This window comes from Paractinoplanes hotanensis, from assembly GCF_023717965.1.
Classification (GTDB): domain Bacteria; phylum Actinomycetota; class Actinomycetes; order Mycobacteriales; family Micromonosporaceae; genus Actinoplanes; species Actinoplanes polyasparticus.
The window spans coordinates 96,413-112,632 of the sequence record NZ_JAMQOL010000054.1; the positions used below are offsets into that span (position 1 = coordinate 96,413).

Annotated in this window: 8 protein-coding genes; 6 read left to right on the plus strand and 2 right to left on the minus strand. The window is 72.8% G+C overall.

Going from position 1 to position 16,220, the window contains the following annotated elements; genetic code table 11:
- Positions 1-4 precede the first annotated feature (4 nt).
- Positions 5-1,279 (plus strand): cation:proton antiporter, encoded by a 1,275-nt coding sequence (locus tag LXN57_RS36805; protein WP_251802838.1) that lies wholly within the window; start codon positions 5-7, stop codon positions 1,277-1,279.
- Here the strand turns inward: LXN57_RS36805 and LXN57_RS36810 are convergent, their stop codons facing one another.
- Entirely contained in the window at positions 1,280-1,648 is a 369-nt protein-coding gene (locus tag LXN57_RS36810; protein ID WP_251802839.1) for an acyl carrier protein, read from the minus strand.
- A gap of 98 nt (positions 1,649-1,746) precedes the next feature.
- Between LXN57_RS36810 and LXN57_RS36815 the strand changes: the two genes are divergently transcribed.
- From LXN57_RS36815 to LXN57_RS36830, 4 genes are read left to right on the plus strand one after another with little or no spacing between them, the layout of a single operon-like run.
- A complete protein-coding gene (locus LXN57_RS36815; RefSeq protein WP_251802840.1) occupies positions 1,747-4,410 on the plus strand; it encodes a condensation domain-containing protein in 2,664 nt (887 codons plus the stop codon).
- A complete protein-coding gene (locus LXN57_RS36820; protein WP_251802841.1) occupies positions 4,410-4,667 on the plus strand; it encodes an acyl carrier protein in 258 nt (85 codons plus the stop codon). Before LXN57_RS36815 ends, LXN57_RS36820 begins: the two co-directional genes overlap by 1 nt.
- Complete coding sequence (locus LXN57_RS36825) at positions 4,664-5,806, plus strand: winged helix DNA-binding domain-containing protein (protein ID WP_251802842.1); 1,143 nt, start codon at positions 4,664-4,666, stop codon at positions 5,804-5,806. The genes LXN57_RS36820 and LXN57_RS36825 overlap by 4 nt, the downstream gene beginning before the upstream one ends.
- A 15-nt stretch (positions 5,807-5,821) precedes the next feature.
- On the plus strand, positions 5,822-6,202 hold the full coding sequence (locus LXN57_RS36830; RefSeq protein ID WP_251802843.1) for a hotdog domain-containing protein: 381 nt from the start codon (positions 5,822-5,824) through the stop codon (positions 6,200-6,202).
- 10 nt (positions 6,203-6,212) lie between these two features.
- On the opposite strand, the gene LXN57_RS36835 is transcribed toward LXN57_RS36830, so the two are convergent.
- Positions 6,213-14,219, minus strand: a complete 8,007-nt coding sequence (locus tag LXN57_RS36835; protein ID WP_251802844.1) for a non-ribosomal peptide synthetase — start codon at positions 14,217-14,219, stop codon at positions 6,213-6,215.
- Positions 14,220-14,557: 338 nt separating this feature from the next.
- Between LXN57_RS36835 and LXN57_RS36840 the strand changes: the two genes are divergently transcribed.
- A complete protein-coding gene (locus tag LXN57_RS36840) occupies positions 14,558-15,580 on the plus strand; it encodes a zinc-dependent alcohol dehydrogenase family protein (RefSeq protein WP_251802845.1) in 1,023 nt (340 codons plus the stop codon).
- Positions 15,581-16,220: the final 640 nt, after the last annotated feature.

Below are 16,220 nucleotides of genomic sequence, written 5' to 3' on the forward strand. Positions count from 1 at the left end.
ACTGATGAGCCTCGCTCCTACCGCACACGCGCTTGCGCTCATGGCGGTCGCGCTGCTCGCGGCGCACCTGCTCGCGGCGGCCGCCCGGCGCGTCGGCCAGCCCGCCGTCGTCGGCGAGATCGCCGCCGGCCTGCTGCTCGGGCCGTTCCTGATGGCCCTGCTGGGCCCGGAACGCGCGGCGGCGGTGTTCCCGCCGGGCGTACTGGCCGCCCTCGACGTCTGCGCCCAGCTCGGCCTGATCGGCTTCATGTTCCTGTTGGGTCAGCACCTGCGGGCGCATCGCAGCGAGGTCCGCCCGCGCGACTGGCTCCCGGTGGCCGTGGGCAGCTTCACGCTGCCGTTCGCCGCGGGCGCGGGCGCAGCGCTGCTGTTCGGCGCGACGCTGACCGGCCATGCCGGCATCGGGGTCGCGAGCGTGCTGTTCTTCGGGCTCGCCGTCGCGATCACCGCGGTGCCGGTGCTGTTCCGCATCCTCACCGATACCGGCATGCACGACACCCGGCTGGGCCGCACCGCGATGAGCGCGGCGGTGGCCACCGATGGTCTGGCGTGGATGGTGCTGCTCGGCATCCTGGTGCTGGCCGGTACGTCGAGCCCGGGCGACCTGCGGGGGCGGGCGGCCGCGTTGGCGGTCTTCGTGGCCGTGCTGGCGCTGGCCGTGCGCCCCGTGTTCGGGCGGCTCGGGCGGCTGGTCGACGCGGGCCGGCTGACCTCTCTGATGATGCTGGCCGCGCTCGTCGTGGGCAGTGTCGGCGTGGCCGTGCTCGCCGACGTCATCGGGCTGCACTTCGCGTTCGGGGCGGTCGCCTTCGGTATAGCGGTGCCGGCCGGTTCGGTGTCCGTGCAAGCCGCGTGCCGCACGATGAACGAATTCACGGTCAGCGTCCTGCTGCCGATCTTCTTCGTGTCGGTGGCGCTGAAGATCTCGTTCGGCACGGCGACGGGGGCGGGAACGGCGGCGGTGGCCATCGTGGCGATCGTGCTGATCGCCATGGGGAGTAAGTTCGCCGGCGTGCTGCTGGCCTGGCGGGTGCGGCGTGGGTCGTGGTCGACCGGGGTGCGGCTGGGTGTGCTGATGAACTGCCGGGGACTGACCGAGCTCATCGTGGCGGACGTGGGTCTGCGGGCCGGGCTGATCGACCGTACCGGTTTCGCGGTGCTGGTCGTCACCGCGCTGGTCACCACGGCGGCGACCGTGCCGCTGCTGCGCCTGGCCGACCGTCGGGCCGGCCGGCCCGACGGGGCCGACCGGCCGGCGGTCGAGCGGGCGCCCGCCTGATCAGCCCCACTGCTCCAGCAGCCGGTCGACCTCGTCGTCGGACATCGCCTCGACCTGCTGCAGGACCGCGGCGAGCGCTGCGTCGGCCGGATCGCCGGCGTCGAGCGAAGCCGCCACCTGCTCGGTGAGGACGGCCAGCGTCGGCTCCTCGAAGAACCGCAGTGCGTCGAGCTGGATCCCGAACGCCAGCTGGACCAGTGAGACCAGTCGGATCAGCATGATGCTGTCCCCACCGAGCTCGAAGAAGTTGTCCTCGGGGCGGACCGTCACGCCCGGCATCACCTGGGCATAGCACTCCTCGCGCAGCCGGGCCCCGACCGTCGAGGCGTCACCGGCCTGTGCGGCCTTCAGGAAACTCTCGCCATTCATTCGCCATCCCTCCGCCGTATTGACTCAAGCATTGACTACAGTCACGGAGTCAGTCAATGTGGTGGTAGACCCGGTCTTCTCACAGCGAAGGGCAGCCCATGGCGATGGCGGAACCGGCCCCCCAGACCCTGCGCGACCGCATTGCCGAGCTGCCCCGGCAACGCCGGGCCGCGCTCGCCGAGAAGCTGGCACGGCGCGTCGAGACGCGCGGTCCGCAACCGCGCACCGATCCGGGCGCGCCCGCCCCGCTCTCCTACGCCCAGGAGCGCCTCTGGTATCTGGAGCGGCTCTACCGGCGGCGCGACATCTTCGCCTTCCCGACCGCGATCCGGTTGCGCGGCCCGCTGCGGCTGTCCGCCCTGGAGGCTGCGGCCGCCGACGTGGTCGCCCGCCACGAGTCGCTGCGCACGATCATCGAGGAGGTGGACGGCGCTGCGGCCCAGCGGGTGCTGCCCGCCACGACGGTCGACTTCGCGGTCGAGGAGCCCGGTCCCGACCCGGCACGGTGCGCCGAGCTGGCCTCGGCGATGACGCGGGACGGCTTCGACCTGACCACCGAGGCGCCGCTGCGGATCCGGGTCTACCGGCTCGGCGACGACGACCACGTGCTGGTGGTCAACCAGCACGTCGCGATCGCGGACGTGCCGTCGCGCGAGCTCCTGCTCCGCGATCTCTGGAACCGCTACGAGTTGCGGTGCGGGGGCACCGTCGCGGAGCTGCCCCCGCTGCCCATCCAGTACGCCGACTACGCCATCTGGCAGCGCCGGACCACCGAGCGCGGGCGGATGGCCGAGCTGCTCGCCTGGTGGCGCACCCGGCTCGCCGGAGCGCCGCACCGGCTGGCCCTGCCCTGCGACCGCCCCCGCCCGGCCCGGCACCGGGGCACCGGCCGGTTCCTCTACTCCACCGCCCCACCCGGCCTGGCCGAGCTGGTGTCCACCCTGGCCCGCCGCCTGCGCACCACCCCGTCGATCCTGCTGCTGGCCTGCTACCGGCTGCTGCTCTGGCAGCAGAGCGGTCAACCCGACGTGGTGTTCGGCTCCCCGCGCGGCGAGCGCACCCTGGTCGAGACCGAGAACCTCATCGGCTACTTCGTCAACGTGCTGCCGATGCGGTGCGAGATCCGCGACGACGACACCGTACGCAGCCTGATCGAGCGCGAGCACGAACACGCCCTGGGGGCGTACGCGCGGCACGACCTGCCCTACGAGCAGCTCGTGCAGGATCTCAACCCGATCCGCGAGCCCGGCGTCCCGCCGCTCTACCAAGCGTCGTACTCCTATGTGCCACAGACCGCGGCCGAGCTGTCGCTGGCCCCCGCGGGCCTGACCGGCGAGCTGTTCCCGCTGGAGTCCGAGGGCACCGAGTACGACCTGGGCATCAACGTCACGCACGGCCCGGCGGCGCTGCAGGCGCAGTGGCCCTACAACGACGACATCCTTGACGAGGAGTCGGTGCGGGCCCTTGCCGAGCGGTTCTGGGCGCTCGTCGAGGTGTGCCTGCGCGAACCCGACCGGCCCGTCGTCGACCTGCCGGCCGGCGATCCGGAGCCGGTCGTGGCCCAGCCCGTCGCGGTCCGCTGGGACCTGGACAGGGTGCCCGCCGAGGCGCCCGCGATCCGCTGCGGCGACGAGGTGACGTCCTACGGGGAGCTGCGCCGCCGCTCTGCCGGTCCGTCCGAGCCGGCGCTGCGGGCCGCGCGGGCGCTCACCGACCGGGTCGGCGCGCCGCGCCGCGCCCTGGTGGCAGGCGCACCGGACAGCCTGCTGGTCACCTCCGCACTGGCCGCCTGCCTGCTGCACGGGGGCGAGCTCGTCATCACCGACCTCGCGAGCTTCGGGGCGCTGCTGACCGAGGTCGCGCCGACGCACGCCTTCGCCCCGGCCTGGCTGCTCGCCGGGCGACCCGATCCCGGCGGGATCACCCTCGTCGCATTCGGTGAGACGGACGGGGTCGCGGGGCAGCTGCCGGCCGGGACATGGCACGGCCTGCTGCACGCGCCTTCCGGCGGCCCGGCCACACTGCGGCGCACCGGGACCGCCGCGGACGTGCCCAACTCCGTCGGCGCGCCGCTGCCCGGGGTACGGGTGAGCGTGCGCCGCGACGGCCGCCCGGTGCCCGAGGGTGCGTGGGGCGAGCTGTACCTCGACGGGGCGACAACCGGCCGGTACGCCCGCCGGCGGCACGACGGGCAGCTGGAGGTGCTCGGCGCGGCCGCGGATCTGCGGCTGGTCGGGGGTGTGCCGGTGCATCCGGGCGAGCTGCGCGACCTGATCCTGGAGCTGCCCGATGTGGCCGAGGCGGTGGTCACGCCCGGCTTCCGGGCGTACGTCGCCGGACGCGACGTGGAAGCCGCGTCGGTCGTGGCGGCCCTGCGCAAGCGCGTCGTGGCGGCGGCCGTACCGGAAGTCACCGCGCTGGAGAGGATCCCGCGTAACCAGGACGGGGTGGATCTTACCGCGCTCCCCGCGGGGGAGCCGGGCGGGCGGGCCACCGAGGCGGAGTCCGGCATGAACGCGGACGAGCAGGCGGTCGCCGCGGTATGGGAGGATCTGCTCGGCGCCCCACCCCGCGCGGCCACCGACAACTTCTTCGACTCGGGCGGGCATTCGATGCTGCTGGCGGTCCTGTCCACCCGGTTGTCCGCGCTCAGTGGCGCCCCGGTGCCCGTCATGGAACTGCTGGAGCAGCCGACCGTGCGCGACCAGGCGACCCTGCTCGCCGAACTGCGTTCCGCCACGACGGATTCCGGGGTGGAGTGATGGACGACCTGATCGTGCTCGTGGCCACCGAGGTGGCCGTGCCGGTGCTGGGCGAGGTCCCGCCGGACACGGAGGCCGACCTTTTCGAGGCAGGTGCCGACAGCCTGCACCTGCTCCGGCTGGTCACCCGGGCCAACGCCGTGTTCGGCATCGCGCTGGACGCCGAGGCCTTCCTGCGCCGGCCCACCCTCGCCGTCCTCATCGCGCTGGTCGCGGAGTCGCTGGGCGCGGACGACGCCGGGCGCACCGCCGCGTGAGCCGGTCGCTCTCCTGGGCCCAGGTGCATGGCCGGCGCCTGCGCCGCAGCGGCCTGCTCGAACCCGGGCCGGTCGACCGGCTGCCCGAGGTGGCCCGCTCGGTTTGCGGTATCCAGGCTCAGGTGATGGGCGCGGCCGAGTGGGCGCTGGGTGTCCGGGCCGGCGCGAGCACCGTCGAGCAGGTGCGCTCGCTGATCTGGGAGCAGCGGCAGTTGGTCAAGGCGTGGAGCATCCGGGGAACGCTGCACCTGATGACCGCCGGCGACCAGCCGCTGTGGGCCACCGCGATGCTCGACCACCCGAGCGGCGAGGCGCGGCACTGGCACCGGCAGTTCGGGCTCGACGAGGCTCAGGGCACTGGGGTGCTCACCGCCATCGCGGATGCTCTGGACGGCCGTGTGCTCTCCCGGGAGGAGCTCGCGGCCGCGGTGACCGAGCGGCTCGGCCCGCAGATCCGCGAGCCGATGATGTCGCACTGGGGAGACATGCTCGCGCCCGCGGCCTACCGCGGGATCCTGTGCTTCGGGCCGAGCGCCGGCACCAAGGTGTCGTTCGCCCGCCGCGACCAGTGGGCCGCGGCCGGGAGCTGGCCCTACCTGGGCGACGCGCTGGCCGACGCTGTGCTGCGCTACGCCGCGGCCTACGGCCCGGTCTCGGCGGCCGACGTCGGTCGGTGGTTCGCCATGCGTACCGGGCAGGCCCGGGAGCTGCTCGAGAAACTCGCCGACCGGTTCACCACCGTGGACGTGGCGGGCACGCCCGGGCTCGTACCGGCCGACGACGACATCGAGTGGGACGACGACCCGGACGGCGTATGGCTGCTGCCGCAGTACGACCCGTACGTCCTCGGTTGCGGGTTGCGTGACCGGGTCGTGCCACGGCCGCGCTGCGAGCGCATCTTCCAGCACGGCCGTGGCCGCTACGAGGGCGCCGTGGCCCAGAACGTCCTGCTCGTGGACGGTGTCGTCGCAGGCATGTGGCGGCGGGTCGTCCGGCGTTCCCGGGTCCGGGTGACCGTGGAGGCTTTCGTGCCGCTGACCGCCGCCGACCGGGAACGGATCGCCGGCCGCGCCGCCGAGATGGCCGCCTTCCACGGCGCCGCGCCTGATGTGGAGTTCGCGCGCCTCGACGCGCCCTGACCGACGGAGGTTGCCGTGTCCGAGCCCCCCGCTGTCGTCCACCGCCGCTACGTCTCCCGCGCCGACGTGCACTACGCGGGCGACCTGGTCAACGGCGCGTTCGCGCTGTCCTGCTTCGGCGACGTGGTGACCGACCTGGCCATCACCTTGGACGGCGACGAGGGGCTGCTGGGCGCGTACTCGATGGTGGAGTTCCACGCACCGCTGCGCGCCGGCGACGTCGTCGAGTTCCACGCGACGCTGACCCGGCAGCGCACCCGCACCCGCACGGTCGACCTGATCTGCCGGGTCGTGAGCCGCAGTGTCCCTGAGGCGGGTGACACCGCGGCGGTTGTCCTGGACGCCCCGCTGCTCGCGGTCACCGCCCAGGCCACGTACGTCGTCCCGGCGCGGTAGCAGCCGGCGCTCAGGACGCCAGCCGTTCCCGCAGTACCGCGCCCACCTCGGCGAGCGCATCCGGTCCGGTCATCGACCAGTGGTCCCCGCGGACCTCGTGGCGCTCCACCCGCTCGGCGTGGGCCTCCCAGACCTCCGCGCCCGGCGCGTCGGCGGGCTTGTCGGACGCCGTGAACACCACCACCGGACCGTCGAACCGCTCGGGCACGTGCCGACCCATCGCCTCGATGTTGCCGAGCGAGACCCGCACCACTGCCTCGATCTCGTCGTCGTCGAGCGTGGCGAAGGCGGGGGTTGCGGTGCGAACCGCGCGGGCGAGCTCGGGCAGGGGCGGCAGCGCGGCCATCGGCCGTGCCTCCTCGACCGGTTGCCCGGTGAGCATGGCGAACGTCTCGGCCGGGGTGGGTGGTTCGGCCGCCGGGCCGCTGCCCGCGATGGCGTACGCGTCCAGCAGCGCGAGCAGCGCCACCTCGTCGCCCGCGCGCCGCAGTTCGGTGGCCACCGCCTGAGCGAGCAGTCCGCCGAACGACCAGCCCAGCAGGTGGTACGGCCCGTGCGGCTGCACCGTGCGGATCTCCCTGACGAGCTCGCGGGCCTGGTCGGCGATGCCCGGGAATGAGCCGTCCACGGCCTCCCGGAGCAGGCGCGACTGCAACCCGTAGACCGGCCGCCCGGCGGGCACGTGCCCGGCGAGCCCGGCATAGGACCAGCTCAGCCCCGAGAACGGTGCGACGCAGAACAGCGGCTCCCGGTCGCCGGCCGCCCGCAGCGGAAGCAAAGTGCCGAGCGCGTCGTGACCTGCTCCCTCGCCCCGGGCCAGCAGGCCAGCCGGGGTCGGGGCGGCGAGCACGTCGCGCACCCCCAGCTCCGCGCCGGTTGCGGCGCGGATCCGCCCGACCAGTTGCACCGCGAGCAGGGAGTGCCCGCCCAGGTCGAAGAAGCTGTCGTCAGGCCCGACCGCGGTGGCGCCGAGTACCTCGGCGAACAGCGCGCACATCTGCTCCTCGCGCGGCGACCCGGGGCCACGCGAGGACGACCGTGGGCGGGGTGGGCGGGGCAGGGCGGCCCGGTCGAGCTTGCCGTTGCGGGACATCGGGAAGCGGTCCATGAGCACGATCGCCCGCGGCACCGCGTAGGGCGGCAGGGTCTCGGCGGCGGCGGTGCGCAGCTCGCCCTCGAACTCGACGGGATCGCACCAGATTGGCGGCAGCGCGGCCGGGGCGACCGTGCCGCCCGCGGCGGGCCGGGTGGCGTGCACGGTGAGCAGTCCGGTCCCGGCGAGCATCGGCTGCACGGTCTCGGCCACCTGGAAGCCCTGGGCGGTGAGCAGCTCGCGTACCCGGGCCGGCCGATCCTCCTGGTCGTGCACCTCCAGCAGGACCTGCCCGATCCTCGCCCAGTGCTCCGGGCGGACGCCCAGCAGCACGTCCAGCTCGCTCTTCTCCACGTCGACCTTGAGCAGGTCGATCCGGGGCACCCCGGTCTCGTCGATCAGGTCGGAGAGGGTGCGCAGCGGCGCCACGACGGTCTCGGCACGCAACCGGTCACCGAGCAGCTCGGCCAGGTCCGCCTCATCGCCCGGCTGCTTCCCCACGTACGCCCGAAGAAGTTGTTCCTCCTGCTCCCGGTCGGCGAACCGGCCGGACATGATGGACAGCTGCGGATAGTAGGTGAAGGTGGCCTCGCCGGCTCGGTCCGCGAGGCCGGCGCGGTGCAGCCGCACCGGCATCTCGTAGAGGTCGACGTTGGCCTGCAGCATGTCGGCCAGCTCGGGCACCGGCTCCACGGCGTGGATCGTGGCGCCGGGATAGGCGCGGTGCACGGCGAGCGAGAACAGCCCGACGTGCGCGCCCACGTCGAAGACGCACGGCGCGACCGGCAGCGCCAGGTCCGGACCCTGCCGGTCGCCGGCGAACAGCTCCCGATAGAGGAAGGCCGCTTCCCGCTGATTCGGTGCCGCCACGGTCAGCCCGTTCGCCAGCGTCTGCTCCCACTCCGGCCGGATCCGGCCGGTTCGCCGGGCCTGCGCGAGGTTGTGCAGCACCGGCGCGGTGTCGTGGTTGACCGTGACGTAGCCGATCAGCTCCTCGCCGCGCGGCACGACCGCGGCAGCGGTGATCGCCGGGTGCCGGACGAGGACGTTCTCCGTCTCGCCGGGCTCGATCCGCAGGCCGCGGATCTTGATCTGGTGGTCGACCCGGCCGAGGTAGTCCAGGTTGCCGTCGCGACGCCACCGGGCGACATCCCCGGTGCGGTACATGCGCGACCCGGGCTCACCGAACGGGCACGGCAGGAACCGCGCCGCGGTCTCCGCGGACCGGTTGTGGTAGCCGGTTGCCAGTTGGACGCCCGCGATGTAGAGCTCGCCGACCGCGCCCACCGGCACCGGCCGGTGCCAGGGGTCGAGCACGTAGAGCGCACTGTTGGGGACCGGTCGCCCGATCGGCACCCGCTCGCCCGACGCGGCCGGCAGACACTGCCAGGCGGTCACGTCGACGGCCGCCTCGGTCGGGCCGTAGAGGTTGTGCAGCTCGGCGTCGAACAGCTCGAGGAACCGGTCGCGCACGTCGGGAGGCAGGACCTCCCCGCTGCAGAACACACGGCGCAGCCCGGTGCGCGCACGCGCTGACGGCTCGTCCAGGAAGACCCGCAGCATCGACGGGACGAAGTGCGCGACGGTCACCCCTGCCTCACGGATCAGGCCGGCGAGGTAGCGCGGATCGCGGTGCCCGCCGGGTTCCGCGATCACCTGCGTCGCGCCGGTCTGCAGCGGCCAGAACAGTTCCCACACCGACACGTCGAAGCCCGCCGGGGTCTTGTGCAGCACCCGGTCGTCCTCGCCGAGCGGATAGGACTCCTGCATCCAGCGCAGCCGGTTGACGATCGCCCGGTGCGGCACCAGCACGCCCTTGGGCTCCCCGGTGGTGCCCGAGGTGTAGATCAGGTAGGCGGGGCTGTGCGGGGACAGCGCGCGGTAGGGGCGGTCCGCGGGAAGCTGGGCCAGCTGCCCGTGCACCGCCGGGTCGTCGAGCACGGTCACCGGTACGGAGCAGTCCGGCACGGGCACGCCCGTGACGGTCAGCACATGCGTCGCCGCGGAGTCGCGGATCATCAGGGCCGCGCGTCCCGGGGGCAGCTCGTCGTCGATCGGCAGGTAGGCCGCGCCGGCCTTGTGGATGCCGTGCACGGCGAGCACCAGGTCGGCGCCGCGCGGGATCGCGACGGCCACCACGTCACCGGCACGCACCCCGGCGGCGGTCAGATGCCGCGCCACCCGGTTCGCGCCGTCGTCCAGCTGGGCGTAGGTCAGCTCGCGCCCCGCCCCGGTCACCGCGACGCGGTGCGGGGTACGAGCGGCCTGCCCTTCGAACAGGTCCGGCAGGGTCTCGTCGGTGAGCGGGCGCACCGGGCCGGACTGCGCGGGCGGCTGCTCACCGGTGACCAGCTCGATGTCGTGCAGCCGCACCTCCGGGGCCGCGCCCACGGTGGACAGCACGGCCGCGAGGTGCTCCAGCAAGGCGTACGCCGTCGCGCGGTCGAACAGATCGGTCGCGTACTCCGCGGAGAGCAGCATGCCGCCCGCCGCATCCGGCTCCGCGCCCACGACCAGGTCGAACTTGGCCACGTGCAGGTCGATCAGCTCAGGCTCGACGCGCAGCTCCCCGAGCGGCGGCAGCGTGCCCGCCCCGCCGTCGCCGACCTGCAGCATGACCTGGAACAGTGGATGCCGGCCGGGGCAGCGCGGCGGGTTCAGCGCTTCGACCAGCACCTCGAACGGGACGTCCTGGTGGGCGTACGCGGTCAGGTCGGCCTCGCGCACCCGGTCGAGCAGCTCGGTGAAGGCCGGGTTGCCGCCCGTGCTGGTGCGCAGCACCAGGGTGTTGACGAAGAACCCGACGAGACCGTCGAGCTCGCGGTCGGCCCGGCCGGCGGACGGCGTGCCGAGGACGATGTCGGTGCCCGCGCCGAGCCGTGTGAGCAGGGCGGCCAAGGCCGCGTGGACCAGCATGAACATCGATACGCGGCGGTCGCGGGCGAGCCCGGCGAGGCGGGTGTACGCCTCGGCGGGCAGCTCCAGCGTCACGAGGTCGCCGTGGTAGCTGGCGTCCTCGGGCCGGGCCCGGTCGGCCGGTGGTGTGGTCTCGGACGGCAGGCCGTCGAGCACGGCGCGCCAGTGCGAGACCTGGGCCGCCATCCGGCTGTCCGGGTCGTCGAGGCGGCCCAGGACGGCGATCTGCCGTTCCGCGTGCTGGCCGTAGGCGAGCGGCAGCGGTGCCCACGACGGCGCCTCGCCCGCGGTGCGGGCCCGGTAGGCGGTGGCGAGGTCGTCGAGCAGCGGGCTCAGCGACAATCCGTCGCAGGCGATGTGGTGCAGCACCAGGACCAGCACGTGCTCGTCCACCCCGGCCGGGAAAAGGAACGCCCGCACCGGCGGCTCCGCGGCGAGGTCGAACGGCGTGGCGGCGGCCCCCCGGACCGCGGCGTCCAGCTGGCCGGGCGCGGTCTCCCGCACCTCCAGCGCCGGCTGTACATCGGTGAGGACCTCCTGGTAGGGCTCTTCATCGACGGCGGGGAAGATGGACCGCAGCGACTCGTGCCGCTCCACCACGTCGGCGAGCGCCCGGCGCAGGCTTTGCACATCGAGCCGGCCGTGCAGGCGCAGTGCGAGCGGGACGTTGTAGGTGTCGCTCGGTCCTTCGAGCTGCGCGAGGAACCAGAGCCGGCGCTGCGCGTAGGAGAGCGGGTAGCGCCGTTGGGCCTTCACCGGCACGGGCGCAGGCGGGGCTTGCTCCGGCGCGTCCTTCGCCCCCGAGAGATGTCGGGCCAGGCCCGCTACCGTGGGGGTGTCGAACAGAAGGCGCACCTCGAGCTGCCGGCCGAAGTCGGTGCGGATGCGCTCGAGCAGCCGGACCACGAGCAGTGAGTAGCCGCCCAGGTCGAAGAAGCTGTCGTCCACCGATACCGTGTCCACCTCCAGCACCTCGGCGAACAGCGCGCACAGCCGCTGCTCCAGCGGGGTCTGCGCAGCCCGGCCCGCGGTGATCCGGGGTGCGGGCAGCGCCCGGTGGTCGACCTTGCCGATCGAGGTCAGCGGCAGCGCGTCGAGGACGATGAAGCTGCCCGGCACGGAGGTGGCCGGCAGGTCGGCGGCGAGGTGGGTGCGCAGCTCACTCTCGGCGGGCACCCGCTTGTCCGGTACGACGTAGGCGACCAGCCGCGGCCCACCCGGTAGGTCGGAGCGCAGCAGCACGACCGCCCGGCTGACGTCCGGGTGCCCGGCCAGCCGGGTCTCGATCTCCGCCAGTTCGATCCGGATGCCGCGGAGCTTGACCTGCCCGTCGATGCGGCCGAGGAACTGGATCTGCCCGGCATCGTTCCACTCGCCCAGGTCGCCGGTGCGGTACATCCGCTCGCCGGGGCGGAACGGGTTGGGCACGAAGCGGGCCCGGGTCAGCTCGTCGTCGTTGAGGTAGCCACGGGCGAGGCCGACCCCGCCCACCACGATCTCGCCCGGCACACCGACCGGCACCGGCTGGTCCCAGCGGTCGAGGATGTAGACGAAGCGGTTGGGCATGGCCCGTCCGATCGGCGGCTGGGCGTGCCAGTCCTGGTGCTCGCAGGCGTAATAGCTGCACCCGATGGTGACCTCGGTCGGCCCGTACCCGTTGACGAATCGCCGGCCCGCGGTCCGCCAACGGTTGACCAGGTCGCCGGGCAGCGCCTCGCCGCCGACCAGGATGTTGCGCAGCGAGGGGTGCGCGCCGGGCGGGATGAGGTTCAGCACCGCGGGCGGCGCGCCGAGGTAGGTGATCCGTTCCCGGTCGATCAGCCCGGTCAGCGACGCGGGGTCGTTGCGGGTCGCGTCCGGGACGATGACCAGCGTCGCGCCCGAGCTCAGCGCGGCGAAGACCTCGCCCTCGGCCAGGTCGAAGGTGAAGGCGGCGTACTGCATCATCCGGTCGCCGGGTCCGAGCTCGAAGACCGACGTCATCCAGGACACGAAATTGGACAGTGCGCCGTGCTCGATGAGCACGCCCTTGGGGTTGCCGGTCGATCCGGAGGTGTAGAGCAGGTAGGCCAGCGACGCCGCGGTGGGCGTGCCGGCCGAGCGGCCCGCGGTGGGGTCGTCCTGGGCGTCGAGGTGCACGGGACGCCAGCCGGCCGGCTCGGGCAGGCGGCTCGCCAGATCGCTGCGGGTGACGACGAACCTCGCCCCGCTGTCGGCCAGCTGGTAGGCGATCCGGTTGGGCGGGTGCCCGAGGTCGAGTGGCAGGAAAGCCGCGCCCGCCCGCAGGATGCCGAGGAAGGCGATCACTACGTCGGCGCCGCGGGGAAGGCCGACCGCGACGACCTCCTCGCCGGCCACCCCGGCGGCGTGCAGCCGCGCGGCTAGCTCGTCCGCGCGGGCCAGCAGATCCCGGTACGAGTACTCGGTCTCGCCGTGGCGCACCGCGACGGCCAGCGGGGTACGGCGCGCCTGCGCGGCGATCTGCTGCTGGATCGGCTCCGCCCAGTACGGCCGCCGTGGTCCTTGCCAGGCTTCGAGGGCCTGCTCCCGCTCGACAGGAGACAGCAGAGGCAGCTCGGAGAGCCGCAGCCGGGCGTCACGGGCCACCGCGTGCAGGACGGCGCAGAGGTGCCCGACGAACCGTTCGACGCGGGACCGGTCATAGATCTCGACCCGGTAGTCAGCGTTGATCACGAGCTGATCGCCGATCTCGGTGACCGTCATCGACATGTCGAACGGGTGCGTGTCCGGACCGGTGTCCAGCAGCGACACGTCGACGTCCGGCAGGCTCAGCGCGCTGCCGGAGGCGTTGCCGGGCAGCAACTGCAGGCCGACCTGGAAGATCGGGTGCCGTCCCGGGTCTCGCTCCGGGCGGACCCGGGCCACCACTTTTTCGAACGGGACGTCCTGATGACGCCAGGCGTCCAGGATGGTCTGCCTGGCCCGCCCGAGGATCTCCTCGAACGGCGGGTCGCCGGACAGGCTGGTCCGCAGCGTCACCATATTGACGAAGTGCCCGACGATACCGTCCAGCTCGGGGCGGGAGCGGCCGGTTGTGGTGGTGCCGATGACGATGTCGTCCTGACTGGTGTAGCGGGCCAGCACCGCGTCGAAGGCGGCGATCAGCGTCATGAACATGGTCGCCCCGTGGCGGCGGGACAACTCGGCGAGGTCGCGCACCACCGCGCCGGAGAGCGTGGCGGCGACCGTGTCGCTCCGGTCGGACGGCACGGGCGGATGGGGCCGGTCGGCGGGGAGCGTGAGGACCGGCAGGTCGGCGAGGTTGCGCTGCCAGAACTCCAGCTGCCGTTCCGACTCGTCGACGCGGGCCGCGTCGCGCTGCCAGACGGCGAAGTCGGGGTACTGCACCGGCAGCGCCGCGAGGTCGGCGGCGCGGTCGGCCACCGCGGCGGCGTAGAGCTCGCTGAGGTCACCTATCAGGATCTGCGCCGACCAGCCGTCGGCGCAGATGTGGTGCATGACCAGGCACAGCAGATAGTCGCGCGGGCCGAGCAACACTATGACGGCGCGAAAGAGCGGGCCGGCGGTGAGGTCGAACGGCTCGTGCAGGTTCCGCCCGGCCCAATCGGCGGCGACCGCGTCGCGGTCGGCAGGCGCGGTGCCGGACAGGTCGACGACGCGGACAGCGTCCTGGTGCTCCAACGTCACTGTCTGTGCCGGGCTGGGCCCGTCCAGCAGGCGGATGCGCAGCGACTCGTGGCGGTGGATGAGGCCGTGCAGGCCGGCGGCGAGCGCGCCCAGGTCAACCCCTCCGCGCAGCCGGTAGGCCGCGCCGACGTTGTAGGTGCTGCGACCGGGGTCCAGCCGGTCGACGAACCAAAGCTGCTCCTGCAGGAACGACAGCGGCAGCGAGGACGCACCAGGTTCACGGGGCGGTATCCGGTCGCCGGGTCCTGACGGGCGTGCCAGTCGCGCGGTGAGGCGTCGCAGCACTTCGTCGCGGCGGTCCCTGGACAGGCCTTCGAAGTTCTCCGCGAAGCTGGTCACGCCGGCCCCCCATAGTTCACTTCAGTATGCAGAGTGTTGACTACAGTAATCATGAGCCAGTAACACGTCAACGGTCGCGAAGTGCGGCATAAGCGCCCCCACGGAGCGTCACCGCAAGCGTTCTGTCGCGAACCCGACAGAACAGTATTGCTTATTGCATGCATGCGAAGACGCGCTGTAGTCATGTGTGACTGCAGTCAATCATTGGAGGTCACGCCGTGTACCACACTGTCGCTGTTGACTGGCCCTGGTAAATCACCCTCGGCCGACTCCACTTCGCCCCCGGTCGCCACCGGCCGGGGCCTCCCCCACCCACCACAGAGGAGCGGAGGGCGTCCATGCTCGGCGCCGTTCTGCACGGCCCCGGCGACCTTCGCGTCCAGGAGCGCAAGCATCCACGGATCCTGACGCCGACCGACGCGGTCATCCGGGTCACCGCCACCTGCGTCTGCGGTTCCGATCTCTGGCCCTACCGCGGCATCGAGAAGGTCCCGTGGCCCCGACCGATGGGCCACGAGTACGCCGGAGTCGTCGAACAGGTCGGCGACGACGTACACACGATCCAGCCCGGCCAGTTCGTGGTCGGCTCGTTCTTCGCCTCCGACAACACGTGCGATATCTGCCGCTCCGGCTACCAGAGCTCGTGCATCAACCGCGTCGGCATCGGCTCCCTCGGCGCCCAAGCGGAGCACCTACGTGTCCCGCTCGCCGACGGCACCCTCGTACCCACCCCCGGCACGCCACCCGACGCCCTGATCCCCGCCCTGCTCGCCGCGTCCGACGTACTCGGCACCGGCTGGTTCGCCGCGACCGCAGCCCAGGCCGGTCCAGGCAGAACGGTCGTGGTCGTCGGCGACGGCGCGGTGGGCCTACTGGCCGTCCTCGCCGCCCGCCAACTCGGCGCGACCCGCGTGATCGTGATGAGCAGGCACGAGTCCCGCCAGAAGCTCGCCCTCGACCACGGCGCCACCGACATCGTCAGCGAGCGCGGCGACGACGGCGTGGCACGCGTCAAGGAACTCACCGGCGGGCTGGGCGCTCACTCGGTCATCGAGGCGGTCGGTACCCAGGAGGCGATGATGCAGGCCGTCCGGTGTGGCCGCCCCGGCGGCCATATCGGGTACGTCGGCATCGCGCACGACGTCGAGCTGCCAGGCCACGAGCTGTTCTTCGCCCAGGTGAGCCTGCAGGGCGGTCTCGCACCGGTACGCCGCTTCCTGCCCGAGCTGATCGACCTGATCTGGACGGGGCGGATCGACCCGGGCCGCGTCTTCGACCTCGACCTGCCACTGACCCGGGCCGCAGAGGGGTACGCGGCGATGCACGAGCGCCGCGCCGTCAAGGTCCTGCTGCGCCCCTGACCGGGACGGGTCGGACGAGACGTCGGCTGATCTGGTCACCCCATGCCACTCCCCGCGTCACTGGCCGATCTGATCGGGCAGTACCTGCCGCCCGCGACCGGGGTCAGCTACTTCACCGAACACGCCGCCGCGCTGGGCGCGGGCGATGCCGTCTACATCGCCAGCTGTCAGGCCGACCCGCATCTCGACCTGTCCGGGCGCACGCCGGACGAACCCGGGTACCGCCCGTTCACCGACGTGCTCGCCGACTGCCGACGACGACCGGGGCCGGCACGAACTACGCACCGTCCAAGTTCTGCCCGCCCCGCCCGAGCTGAACTTCCCGCACGTCGCCCAGGTGTTCCTGTGGTGGCCCCAGCCTTCAGGTCATGGGCCAGAGCCGCCAGCCGCTGGTGGAAGCCATCGCGCATGATCAGCACCAGGGTCACCCCTTCCGTACCGATCAGCCCGGCCAGCCGGGCGAGAATCTCCTGTCGGACCCGGTCCGGCCCCGCAGCAGGCAGTCTCTATCGGTGCACTCGACCGCCGCTCGGGCTTGTGAACGCCGGGCGGACAGCCTTATGGAAAGCCGCGGCGCTTCTACTGTAGTGGCGTTCTGGTCGTTCGAGACACTCGGGCTCGTCGCCGAACTGGACGGCGC